12 protein-coding genes are annotated in these 12,638 nt (G+C 47.7%); 1 reads left to right on the top strand and 11 read right to left on the bottom strand.

Going from position 1 to position 12,638, the window contains the following annotated elements; genetic code table 11:
* Nucleotide 1: 1 nt before the first annotated feature.
* Entirely contained in the window at nt 2–610 is a 609-nt protein-coding gene (locus K2Q26_00545; GenBank protein MBY0313980.1) for a hypothetical protein, read from the top strand.
* Here K2Q26_00545 and K2Q26_00540 read toward each other — a convergent pair.
* From K2Q26_00540 to nusA, 11 genes are all read right to left on the bottom strand, one after another.
* Nucleotides 607–1,290, bottom strand: coding sequence for a hypothetical protein (locus K2Q26_00540; GenBank protein MBY0313979.1), 684 nt, complete (start codon nt 1,288–1,290; stop codon nt 607–609). The genes K2Q26_00545 and K2Q26_00540 overlap by 4 nt on opposite strands.
* A 79-nt stretch (nt 1,291–1,369) precedes the next feature.
* Nucleotides 1,370–2,104 (bottom strand): hypothetical protein, encoded by a 735-nt coding sequence (locus K2Q26_00535; protein ID MBY0313978.1) that lies wholly within the window; start codon nt 2,102–2,104, stop codon nt 1,370–1,372.
* Nucleotides 2,086–2,544 carry a transcriptional repressor gene (locus K2Q26_00530; protein MBY0313977.1) on the bottom strand — a complete coding sequence of 153 codons (459 nt, stop codon included), beginning with the start codon at nt 2,542–2,544 and terminating at the stop codon, nt 2,086–2,088. Before K2Q26_00530 ends, K2Q26_00535 begins: the two co-directional genes overlap by 19 nt.
* Nucleotides 2,544–2,996, bottom strand: a complete 453-nt coding sequence (gene dut, locus K2Q26_00525; GenBank protein MBY0313976.1) for a dUTP diphosphatase — start codon at nt 2,994–2,996, stop codon at nt 2,544–2,546. The genes K2Q26_00530 and dut overlap by 1 nt, the downstream gene beginning before the upstream one ends.
* Nucleotides 2,993–4,261, bottom strand: coding sequence for an insulinase family protein (locus K2Q26_00520; protein MBY0313975.1), 1,269 nt, complete (start codon nt 4,259–4,261; stop codon nt 2,993–2,995). The genes dut and K2Q26_00520 overlap by 4 nt, the downstream gene beginning before the upstream one ends.
* Nucleotides 4,262–4,291: 30 nt before the next feature.
* Nucleotides 4,292–6,400: a polyribonucleotide nucleotidyltransferase gene (gene pnp / locus K2Q26_00515; protein ID MBY0313974.1), complete on the bottom strand. Its 2,109-nt coding sequence runs from the start codon at nt 6,398–6,400 to the stop codon at nt 4,292–4,294.
* A gap of 54 nt (nt 6,401–6,454) precedes the next feature.
* On the bottom strand, nt 6,455–6,724 hold the full coding sequence (rpsO, locus tag K2Q26_00510; GenBank protein MBY0313973.1) for a 30S ribosomal protein S15: 270 nt from the start codon (nt 6,722–6,724) through the stop codon (nt 6,455–6,457).
* Between the two features lie 372 nt (nt 6,725–7,096).
* A complete protein-coding gene (gene truB, locus K2Q26_00505; protein MBY0313972.1) occupies nt 7,097–7,993 on the bottom strand; it encodes a tRNA pseudouridine(55) synthase TruB in 897 nt (298 codons plus the stop codon).
* 20 nt (nt 7,994–8,013) lie between these two features.
* Entirely contained in the window at nt 8,014–8,349 is a 336-nt protein-coding gene (gene rbfA, locus K2Q26_00500; GenBank protein MBY0313971.1) for a 30S ribosome-binding factor RbfA, read from the bottom strand.
* A gap of 11 nt (nt 8,350–8,360) precedes the next feature.
* Nucleotides 8,361–11,150 (bottom strand): translation initiation factor IF-2, encoded by a 2,790-nt coding sequence (gene infB / locus K2Q26_00495; GenBank protein MBY0313970.1) that lies wholly within the window; start codon nt 11,148–11,150, stop codon nt 8,361–8,363.
* A gap of 11 nt (nt 11,151–11,161) precedes the next feature.
* Nucleotides 11,162–12,637: a transcription termination factor NusA gene (gene nusA, locus K2Q26_00490; protein ID MBY0313969.1), complete on the bottom strand. Its 1,476-nt coding sequence runs from the start codon at nt 12,635–12,637 to the stop codon at nt 11,162–11,164.
* Nucleotide 12,638: the final 1 nt, after the last annotated feature.

Raw genomic sequence — 12,638 nt, 5'->3', positions numbered from 1 at the left:
CATGTTTGAAATCTCAAAAGAGAGCCTCCGCAAAGACATTAACTTCCTTAAAGACTATCTTCCGAAATACTTCTCCCACCCGATTCAAGAGATAAAAACCGCACCACAGATCGATATTGAGATCATGGTGATCACTCTCTTCGCTCTGAATCTGATCGTGGGAATTCTCAGATCGTTTTACAGTCTAAGTTGGTTAGGATTTCTCGCCAACGTGATTATCACCCCTATCTTTGGGTGCGTGATGCTCTTACTCGTCAGTCTTTTTACCTATTATGTGCTTCAGTTCTGGCTGCAGAAGGTTTTTCCTTTTTTGCATATTGTGAGCATCTTCTTTTTTGCCTATCTCCCGGGCTCTTTATTCTTCATCGCATCCATTTACTACCCGCCGCTATTTATCTTCGGCCTGATTTTAAGCTGTGTGCTACTGACGATTGGGCTTACGGAGAATTTAAAAATAGAAAAGAAAATGGTACTCACGGCGGTGAGCGTTTCCTTTTTCCTCTGTTTTTTATTCTGGATTTATAATTTTATTTTTCTTCAATCCGGAGAGCTACGTCCAAAGAGTTTAGACGAGCTCGAAAGTGAGATTCAGGAATCTCTTAACGACTAATGACGTCCGCGACCCGCCCGCCCAGCGGCGAACTGTTCCCAAACATGAGCTTGGAGAAATCCAAAATATCCAACGAAGTCCCATTGGCCCTGGCGCAAAACTAACCAACGACAGGTCAAATGATGGTTCCCTCGACGAATAAAATCACGGCATTGGAACGCGTGCTGGATCCCCATATGATCAATGGCATTGAACTGGATCGTCGCGGAATCTAAAAATACGAATGTCCCTGGAGTGGATGTCATCACTGAACCTTGCCAGTTCTGAAACGTGGCGCGGTTACCGCTAATAAAAAGATTTCCAACGATAGATCCCACTTGTCCGTGAGTGGTGAGATTAAAAACTCCACGGCCGGGCTGAGACGGTCTAAACTGATTCTTGTCCATGAAAAATCCAGCGCCACTGTTGGAGCCACGAATCGCGTAGGTCACCGCGAACCATTCCCCTTGCACGGTATTGAGCTCGACGAGAGGGAACTCGCTTTGACCGTTAAATGCGAGGGTATGGCACTCGAAAGTGTGGGGATCCAATTGAGGATTACAACCATGACTTGAAAACCCAGGAGCCCCACCAAAAGCGGCGCCGAGTGGGCTGGGAGATAGGCGAGGAGGTCCAAACTGCGCGTGAGAAGTTGCGGTTAAACCAAAAATTAAGGCCAATGAAAGAATCATTTTCGTCATTCAATACTCCGTTAAGAGCCTTTTACTCAGCGCATTATATTTGGTAAAGGGAAAGCCACACTCGTGTAAAAACTTCAACCTAGGGAGTCGGATTTTTTCGTCCATCTTGGACCAGGACGAGTTCTTTTTTATTATTGATCAGCCAAACATCGACGTGTTTCTCATCCTGAAGGGGCATCACCAAAAGTATCTCAAAGTGATCGGGGCCTGCCGTGCAACCGTTTTTGCAGTGCTGTTGATAGTCTCCGAGCCGCGATGACTTGACCTTTTCACTGACCGAGTAGAATGACGGTGGCTCGTTGGGAACTTCACTAGGTACGGTAAAGCCCGCAAAGGTGTCGGAGTCCATAAATCGGGGATCTTCTTCGTCGATCTCAAATTCGGATTCGGGATCGGCCCAATAGGCTTTAACAAATCCCGCCTTATAAACGATTTCTTTTTCTGCCGGCATCCAGCCCGCCATCTTCAGGTCCGTTGTATATCGTCCAAACTCGGAGTGATAAGCCTTTTGCGCCGTGTACATTGAACTCAATGTCATTTTAGCTAAAGTTCGGGCGCGTTTCACGTCTTCGGGCTCTGGTTCTTCTGTTTTAACAATGCCGACGGGGCTTGAGGCCGAGGGGCTCTCGACAACTTTCGGTTTAAGTCCTAGGGGTTGTCCTTGAGTTTCGGGAACCACTTGTTCCTCGACAGTTAAGGCTTGCTCCGAAATCGGCTCTTCGCTTTTCCGCTGTAGGAAATAAATGATCATGAGAACTAAAATAATCCCAACAATGATTAAATTCTGTCGGCGCTTTAAGAACATTGGGAACATAGCCCGTTCAGAACCATCGATTGAGTTTCGAGTTTAAAGCCCTCTTCTTTTTTAAGAAACTTAGCGAGAGCCTCGGTATGTTTGGACTCTCCACCCACCTCTTGAACTTGGCGGCAGGAGTTACAAATGAGAATAAAATGATTGTCGTGTTTGCAGGCCTGATGAAGACAGTAGACATATTTATTACTGTCCACCGTATGCACGACTCCCAATTCCTTAAACTTTTCGAGTATACGATAGACAGTGACGCGATCGACGTCTCCCGACTTCGATCGTTTTGTGAGGAGTGCGAAAATTTCCGAAGGCGTCATCGCCGTCTCTTTTTCCGCGAGAAGTTCTAAAATTTTAATGCGAGACTGGGTGAGCTTAAGTCCACCCTCCTTCATTTTTTTTAGAATTTCGGGATCTAGTCCCCGTGGAGACTGCGATTTATCGGCCATTACGTCGACACTCCGGTGCTTCCAAACCCACCAAATCCGCGTTGCGTGTCCGAAAGTTCTGTCACCAACTCCAATTCCGCTTGAAGCACTGGCGCTAATACCATCTGCGCCACACGATCCTGATCTTGAATCACAAATGGCTCTTGGCCGAGATTGATGAGAATAATTTTTACTTCGCCTCGATAATCCGCGTCGACGGTGCCCGGCGTATTAAGGACCGTTACACCTTTTTTTGCCGCTAATCCACTACGGGGACGCACCTGAATTTCGAAACCTGCAGGAATCTCAAAACTAAGACCCGTAGGCACCATGCACGAGGCACCAGGAGCTAAAGTCATAGGTGCTGCCACTTGTGCTCGAACATCAAAACCACTGGCCAAGACGCTTTCGTACTTAGGAAGTTCACCTTTAAAGTGCTCCCAGGTTCTTACTTTTAAACCGATTTTTTTCATAACCCCTCCAACCATTTTTTAGTCTTCGACTTATCTAAGTCGCCCATCATGTACAAATTCATGTTCTCTGGATTGACCCAGTCTTTTATATATTTCTCTACCGATGTCGTTGTCACCTTATCCATCTCTTGGATCACAGATTCCACCGAACGATATTTACCGAAAACCATTTCGTTAATCGCCAGCGAATGCATCCGACTGTCGATGTCTTCCGCGGCAATCAAAAGCTGTCCGCGAACTTGCTTTTTATAAAACTCAACTTCAGACGATGAAATTTTATTTTTTTTGAGGTGTTCCAGATCCTTGTAAATCGCCTCGATCACTTTGCGATAGAGTTTCTTGTCTGTCGCCGCATAAATCATAAGGGCGCCACAATCGCCGAAGGTGTTGAGCATACTAAATATAGAATAAGCCCAGCCTTTATCCTCGCGCACCGTCTGATAAAGACGAGAGGTCATTCCACCACCTAAGCACGCATTAAAGACAAAGGCATCAAAGCGCTCCTCGGCCGAATACGGGAGCGTTGGCAACCCCATAACCACATGAGTCTGTTCGCTCTCGCGGGTCGAAAACTTCTTCCAAGTTGACCACTTTGGAGTTTGACGCTGTTCCGGGCGATGTTGTCGCTGAAGATGAGATAAATATTTTTCAACGAGCTGGACGACATTTTTATGATCAATGGCTCCGGCCACACTCACGATCAGATTCTCCGGGAGATAAGCTTCCGCATACCAGTTCATAACATCTTTACGCGTGATTTTATCAAGAATCTTTGGCTGACCTAGGATCGGCCAACCGAGCGAATTGTCTTTGTAGGCCTCGATAAAATAGGATTCGAAGACCGAATCTTCAATATCGTCTTTCGACATCAGTATCTCTTGGACGACCACATTTTTTTCTTTTTCAAAATCTTCTTTAGAGAACTGGGCTTCGCAAAAAAGTTGCGAGAGAATATCTATACTGAGCTCAAGATCTTCTTTGAGCGTAGTTGTGTGGAAACAGGTGTGCTCTTTAGAGGTGAAGGCATTGATCTCACCGCCGACCGCTTCGATCTTTTTGGCAATCTCTAAAGAATTAAGCTTTTGGGTCCCTTTAAAAACAAGGTGCTCTATCAAATGAGACACGCCCATTAATTTGTGAGGCTCATCGCGAGTGCCGCGATCTAACCAAAAACCAACGACCACACATCGTGTGGCCGGGTGGGCTTCCGTAAGAACACGGATGCCATTATCTAGAACTGTTTTATTAAAGACCGGCTTGTTCATTTGCGGTGGCTCCTCACTGAGCGCCGCCGCTTAAGCTTCGCCCTCTTTGAGGATCGCTTTGCGAGACAGTTTTACGCGACCGGAACGATCGACTTCCAACACTTTTACATCCACTTTGTCGCCTTCTTTTAAGAAGTCGGTGACATTGCGAACGCGATCATGAGCGATCTCTGAGATATGGAGTAAACCTTGAGTTCCCGGAAGAATTTCAACGAAAGCTCCGAACTCGACAACCTTCATCACTTTTCCTGGATAAACTCGGCCCACTTCGGCTTCCGCACAAATAGATTCGATGATCTCAATCGCACGTTTTGCTTTCGCAGGATCTGTCGAAGCAATATGGATCTTTCCATCATCTTCGATATCAATCTTAACGCCAGTCTCTTCGATGATGCTCTTGATCACTTTACCACCAGCACCGATCACTTCTCTCACCTTGTCGGGCTTGATCTGGATCGTTTGAATCACTGGAGCAAATGGAGAGAGTTGGCCCTTCGGAGATGAAATCACCGCATCCATCTTGTCAAGAATGTGGAGACGACCGATATGAGCTTGTTTAAGAGCTTTCTCCATAATGTCGAAGCTGATGCTGTCAATTTTGATATCCATTTGAACCGCAGTCACACCTTCACGAGTGCCGGCGACTTTAAAGTCCATATCTCCAAGATGATCTTCATCACCTAAGATGTCCGTCAAAACGGCGGTTTTACTGCCTTCGGCAATAAGACCCATCGCAATCCCGGCTACAGGCGCCTTAATAGGAACACCGGCATCCAACATGGCTAAGGTTGAAGAGCAAACGGTTCCCATAGAGCTTGAACCGTTGGATTCAAGAACTTCGCTCACGATACGAAGAGTGTAAGGGAACTTTGTATGGTCAGGAAGCATCGGCTTAAGAGCACGCTCCGCAAGATTTCCGTGGCCAATCTCACGACGGCTTTGTCCACCCATACGACCCACTTCACCCACAGAGTACGGAGGGAAATTGTAATGGAGGAGGAAGCGCTTTTTGTAGGTCGCTTTTAATCCGTCGATGGTTTGCTCATCATCGCCCGTTCCGAGAGTCACAGTTCCAAGAACTTGGGTTTCTCCACGAGTGAAAAGACCAGAACCGTGCACACGAGGAAGTAAACCAATCTCGCAAGCAATCGGACGGACTGTCGTTAAATCACGACCGTCGATACGAACGCCTTTATCAAGAATGTTGGCGCGAGAGATCTTGTACTTAAGATCTTCGATAATGATACCCAACTCTTTTTTGCGAAGATCGAGAATATCTTTAGGGAAGTTTTGCTGAGTGATCAGCTCTTCCATCGCTTGCTTTTTGATTTGAGTGTATTTTGCGTAACGCTCGTTTTTGGTGCGCGTCTCTAAAGCATCTGTGATTTTAGCCGTTAACGCTTTTTCGGCGAGAGCACGGAATTCCCCGTCTACAACAAATGGTTTAAATTCGCGTTTAGGAGTACTTCCAGATTTCGTGCGAAGTTCATCTTGCATATCAAAAAGGGGCTTCATTTGAGCGTGACCAAACTTGATCGCCTCTAAGAAATCCGCTTCCGAAATCAAACGCGCTTCACCTTCCACCATCAAGATCCCGTTGCGTGTTCCCGCAACGACCACATCCATGTCCGAAGCTTCGAGTTGCTCAGGAGTGGGGTTGATGATGAATTTACCGTTCTCGCGAGCGATCTGAATCGCTGCGGTAGGACCGTTGAACGGAATGTTACTGATGTGAAGGGCTGCCGAGGCTCCTAAATTGGCGAGCATTTCCACCGGATACTGACCGTCATAACTCATGACTGTCGCGACCACTTGCGTTTCGTATCGATAGCCTTCAGGGAAGGACGGGCGAATCGGGCGATCGATTAAACGTGCAGTGAGTGTCGCATCGTTAGTGGGTTTAGCTTCGCGCTTAAAGAAGCCGCCTGGAAATTTTCCAGAGGCATAAAATTTTTCAACGTACTCCACCGTCAGCGGAAAGAAATCCATAGTGGATTCATTGGGCGAGGAAACGGCCGTGACCAGCACGACGTTGTTTCCGCAAGTCACGAGAACGGATCCATCGGCCTGTTTCGCCATGCGACCGGTTTCGATCGTGATCTGCTGCCCCGCTAGGGTTGTGGTTACTGTTTGTTTCATCTACTAACTCCTGTGATGATTCTCTAGTTAACTGAAGCGAACGAAAGTAAAAAATTACTTACGAATTTCCAAGTCAGCGATGAGAGAGAGATATTTTTTGTTGTCGGTGCGTTTAAGATAATCCAAAAGACGACGGCGACGATTGACCATCTTTACGAGGCCCACAGTTCCGTGGTTATCTTTAGGGTGTTTTTTGAAATGTTCCGAAAGAGTTTTAATTTGGAACGTGAGAAGAGCGACCTGAACTTCAGAGCTGCCCGTATCTAAATCTGCACGTTGGAACTTTTTAATGATTTGCTCGTTTTGAGCTTTGCTTAATGCCATATGACCTCCTAGATCAACAAACCTCATGTAACGTCATGGCTGGTCGCTACCGAAGTATTAAGCCGCATAAACTAGTCATGCTCTCGAAAGGCGTCAACTGAAAGTGTCTTAAATGGTTCAAATTCTGTGGTTTTCCTTTGTCTTTAATTTTAAGTGGAATGGGTCTCAAGGGCGAAAGTCTCCGTCCTTGGATCGTTTCGCGCCCCTCCTTGGGCGCGATCGCCCTTGAGACCCATTCCACTTAAAATTAAAGACAAAGGAAAATCTTCGATTTTACGGGGTTATCGAACTTAAGTTATTGGAAACACTAGTTATTTTATACGGACGTTTTTAGGGTGTGACGACGCGAGTGCGGGTTATTATCGCTTGGGGTTAGTAGTCGTTGAAGACTCTTTGGATGGTGAAGGAATGGGGGGTGGGGCTGAGGATCGCCAGGAGGCGTTTGTTGCGGGCACTCTTGACCCGAACGCCTGGGCTTCCGGTGAATTCGATCTCTAGCATTCGTTTGAGGCTGTAAGGGATCTGGCCGTTTCGAATGAGTTTTTCTTCTTTCCCTTCAACCTGGATTTGCGGCCACTGCGGGAGACTGTCCTCAAGCGGAATCCAGGAGGTCGTTTCGGTCAGAATTTTTCCCTCAGCATTACGAAGGGTTACGGCTTTTTCGAGGGAGTAGGGTTCGGATTCGGTCCGTCGAAGAGTTTCCACGGATGCAAACGTACCTAGAGCTTCGCCGAATTTTTCCACCCACGTGCGAATAAAACTTCCTTTAGAGCAACGGACCGCCACTTTAACTAGAGGCCATTGAACGTCGATCAACTTGGCTTCGTAAAACGTCATCGCTTTTGTCGGTGGAGTCACAGCTTGTCCAGATCGAGCGAGGTCGTATAGCTTTTCTCCATTTTGTTTCACCGCGGAGAAGATAGGCACAGCCCATTGAAAAGTTCCGACGAGACTGGCAATCGTCGTGATGAGTTTTTCTGTTTCGATGGGAGCGACCTCTTGAGAGGCTTCGATCTCACCGTCTTTATCGCCCGTGTTGGTCTTTACACCTATCTTGGCCTGAACCACGTAAGCTTTATCCCCATTAAGGATGTAATTCGAAAGCTTAGTCGCTTCGCCCATCAGCACCACCATGAGTCCGGTGGCGAGAGGATCTAGCGTCCCCGCGTGGCCCACCGATTTTTGCTGAGTCATACGGCGCACCGTCGCGACCACGTCGTGGCTGGTGATTTTCGAAGGTTTATCGATAAGAAGTAATCCGTTAAGCATGGGTCAGAAACTCTTGGTTTTTAATTTTTAATTTTTTCGAAAAGTTCGTCGAGTTTCTTGGCTGAACCCACGGCATCGTCATTCAAAAACGTTAATCGCGGGCAAAATTTCATGTGAAGTTGTGACGAAATCTCTCGTTGAATAGAAACGGCGTGCTCTTGAACCACTTCCACTTCTTCCTTGGTCATTTTATCCTGACCAATACGACTGATAAACACTTTGGCGCTCCGAAGATCGCCAGAGACAATAATGTTTCCTACGCTCAACATTTGGCTCGAAAAATGGCGCACGAGATATGTTCCAATAATCTCGCGCAAGCCTTTTTCTACTCGCTGAACTCGTCGACTTTCAGTCACAAAACTCCTCTTTACAGCTCACGCGTAATGGATTCTTGTGTGAATGCCTCGATTTCGTCTCCAACCTTGAGATCGTTAAAGTTTTCAATACCGATACCGCACTCAAAGCCCGTTTGAACTTCTTTGGCATCATCCTTAAATCGCTTCAAGCTGCTCAACTTGCCCGTGTACACCACTTTTCCATTGCGGAGTAAGCGAAGTGTACTTTGACGAGTGATCATGCCATCCGTCACATAACAGCCGGCAATCATGCCGACTTTAGGCACGGTGAAGGTTTCACGCACTTGCGCGCGACCCAAAACTTTTTCGCGAATTTCGGGAGCCAGTAAGCCTCCGAGAGCTTTCTTCATATCGTCGACCAATTCGTAAACGATAGAATAAGTTTTAATATCCACACCTAACCGCTTCGCGGCCGCCTGCGCCCCCGTATCAGGACGAACGTTGAAACCAACGATCATCCCTTTTGTTGTACTGGCGAGAAGCACATCAGATTCACTGATCGCACCCACAGCGGCGTGAATCAGCTTCAGTTTCACTTCGGAAGTTGCAATCTTATCAAATAAACCTTTGATAGCTTCTTGCGAACCCGCAACGTCGGTTTTTAAAATCACCGGAAGCTCTTTAAGATCACCGGTTTTAATTTTAGAGAACAGATCGTCCAAAGTCGGCGGTTTGGCTTCGGCAGACTTAGTGATCTCGTCTTTGCGAACCTGAGCCACTTCTTGAGCGCTCTTTTCGTCTTTAGTGACGTTAAAGCGATCACCAGCTCCCGGACTTCCAGGTAAGCCGATGATTTCGACAGGGAAACTCGGCCCAGCCTCTTTAAGAACCTTTCCCGTATCGTCATGAATCGTGCGCACTTTCGTCACGATCGTTCCGACCACCAGGTACTGACCGACTTTTAATGTTCCGTCCTGCACCAGAAGCGTCGCCACGTTTCCGCGACCCTTCTCCACTCGGCTTTCGATCACAACGCCCGTCGCTGAACGCTCTGGATTTCCGGTGAGCTCTTCCATTTCGGCCAAAAGACTCACTTGCTCGAGGAGTTCAGAAACACCTTCCCCTTTGATCGCAGAGACAGGAACAAATTGCGTTGTTCCGCCCCACTCTTCCGGAAGTAATTCATATTCAGACAGTTGTTGCTTTACGCGATCTGGATTGGCCTGAGGCTTATCCATTTTATTCATCGCCACTATGATCGGAACACCGGCGGCTTTGGCGTGACTGATGGCTTCGATCGTCTGAGGCATCACACCATCATCCGCCGCGACCACAAGGATCACGATGTCGGTGATGTTGGCTCCCCGCGCTCGCATGGCCGTAAAAGCTTCGTGGCCCGGAGTATCGATAAAAGTGATCTCGCCGAGGGACGTCTTCACCCGGTAAGCACCAATGTGCTGAGTGATTCCACCGGCCTCTCCCGCAGCCACTCGCGCTTTGCGAATAGAGTCGAGAAGAGTGGTTTTTCCGTGATCGACGTGACCCATGACTGTCACAACCGGAGAACGATGAACTTGTTTTGATTCATCCACACCGAAACTTGCCGACTCTAGGAGTTCGGTATCGGTCTTTTTCACGTTGAGTGCCTCGTACTTAAATTCCGGAGCGATCAATGAGACCGTATCGAAATCCAAAACCGTGTTGATATTGGCGACAACACCATTACTCATCAAACTTTTTATAATAACTGGAGCTTTTAAATTCATTGCCTGAGCGAGCTCGGTCACACTAATGCTGCCAAAAACTCGCACCACGCGCTTGTGCGCCGCTGGCATCGTAATTTGTGTTTTACGATTGTAGCCTTCCGAAATTTTCTTCTTCTTCGGTTGGAAAACAATCTCGCGCTTCATGAAATCTGCAGAAACGAAGGTCGGAGGAGCTGTCTCTTTTTCCTTCTCCTTAGGACCGCCAATGGGACCAGGTCCCGCGGCAGGAGCGATAGGGCCACCGCGTTTTTTCCCGTGGCGTTTATCGAAATCATCTCCAACCACAGGAATATCAATCGGTGCCGAAGCTACAAAGCCTGTGCGAAGATTTCGGTTCGCCGTGGGTTTTGCCTGACGAGCTTGTGGAAGTTGACTGACGCGATTGAGATCCATTTTCCCGACGATATTTCGGCGAGCCGAGCGAACACCACTCACCGGGCCGTCTTGAGTCATTGGAATTTCACGTTTACGATTGGAGGGAATTGCCGTTTTGGCCTCTTCCGCAGCTGCTACGGGCGCTGCCGTTGCGGGAACCACATCGGGCTCAACCGCTGGGGAGATCGCCGCCGGAGTTGCTTCCGGCGCCTGTTCCTCGACTGGAGACGCGCTGACCGCTTCTGTGGATTCCGCTGCAGTTTCTAAAACTTCTGGAGTGTCCTCAGGGAGCGCCTGCGGTGTCTCTTCCGGAGTGATCTCTTCCTCAGCAACAGCATCCACCTTTTTACGTCGAATCACCGTTTTACTGACATCAGGAGCGGCGACGGACTTGGCGGCGGCAGTTTTTGTTGCCGCAGCTTTCGTTGCGGTTTTCGTCACCGACTTTGTCGATTTGGTCGCCACTTTTTTAGGGGCGTCCTCAGCGTCAGCAGAATCCCCTGTCGCTTTTTTAACGACTTTTTTTGTTACTTTCTTTTTAGCTGCCGCAGCTTTTGGAGACTCTTCCTCAAGCTTAGCACGAATTTGCTGGATCATTTCGTCCGAGAGGTCGGCCATGTGACTCTTCACCGGCAAGCCCCATTTGCGGATCTTATCCATCAATGTGAGGGTCTCTACACCCATTTCTTTTGCAAATTCAAAAACCTTCTGCGTCGTCAAATTGAACTCCCTTAAGATTGAGTTTCTGGTTTAGCTTCTTCGTTACCAGAATCCTCACCTTTATTCGCTGCTGCTGCGGCCGCATCGGCGGCTTCGGCTTCATCAGCTTCTTGTACTTTAAGCTGAGCGAAGGCTTGTTTAAGCTTCTGCTCGGCTTGAGATTTCGCATCACCTTTAATTTCTGTTGATTCCATCACTGGAGCCTTAGGAATTTCGATGCCTTCGTCTTGATATTTTTTAATCAATTTTTTCGCTTCGTCGATCAGCGCCTGCGCTCTCTCTTCTTTGTCGTAACCCGCAATAGCCATGACCTCTTTCACATCCGCTTCAGCAATAGACTGGAACGAGCCAAAACCGCTTTGGAAAATGTTTTGAGCCATAGTGTCTGTCATGCCTGGAATCAACATAAGGTTAAAGATAGACTCCGCCGTACGCGCTGATGCATTCGTCTCAGAAAGAATATCGATCTTCCAAGTGGTTAACTTCGAAGCCAAACGAACGTTCTGACCTTTCTTACCAATGGCCAAACTCAACTGAGTATCTGGAACGACGATTTCCATCTCTTTGCTCGATTCATCGAGAAACACGCGCGAGATTTCGGCCGGAGCCAAAGCATTGCACGCGAAACGAGTGATATCTTCGTCCCACTCGATAATATCGATTTTTTCGCCCTTAAGCTCTTGCACGACGTTTTGTACGCGAGAACCCTTCATACCTACGCAAGCTCCCACGGGATCCACCGCAGAATCTTTGCTGGTGACAGCGATCTTCGCACGAGCCCCGGGCTCACGAGCCGCCGCCATGACTTGCACGATACCGTCGTAAATTTCAGGGACTTCGGCTTCGAACAATTTAATTAAATAATCACTACAAGCACGAGACATAATGATCTGCGGGCCTTTCGTCGTCTGGCGAACATCTAATAAGTGACCCTGAATACGATCACCAGGCTTAAAGACTTCCCCTGGGATTTGCTCGCGAGGAGGCATCAACGCTTCGGTTTTGCCCAAATCGACAACCACATGACCTCTCTCTACACGGCGAACGATTCCTGAAGCTACCTCACCTTTACGATTCTCGAATTCGTTAAAGATGATGTCGCGTTCCGCGTCCCGAACTTTCTGCATAATGATCTGTTTAGCAGTTTGGGCAGCAATACGGCCAAGGTCGCCAGTCTCAAGTTTAATACCGATATGATCCGCCAATTGAGCTTCGGGATCGAGCTTTCGAGCTTCCTCGATAGTGATTTCAATCTCTTCATCCTCGAAATCTTCGGGCATGACCACTTCGTTGAACTGGAAAAGCTCTACTTCGCCGGTCTCTTCATTATAAGATGCTTCAATATCTCTGTAAGTTCCATACATCTTACGTGCAGCAACTAACATCCCTTGCACCACTGCATCGATGACGATCTTTTTATCGATACCTTTGTCTTTACCGAGCTGCTCGATCATTCTGTTAAGATCGGAAAACATACCTTCTGCCATT

It is taken from the genome of Bdellovibrionales bacterium (genome assembly GCA_019750295.1).
Classification (GTDB): Bacteria; Bdellovibrionota; Bdellovibrionia; order Bdellovibrionales; family JAGQZY01; genus JAIEOS01.
The sequence above is the reverse complement of the archived record's forward strand: the minus strand, read 5'-3'. Positions and strand labels throughout refer to the sequence as shown.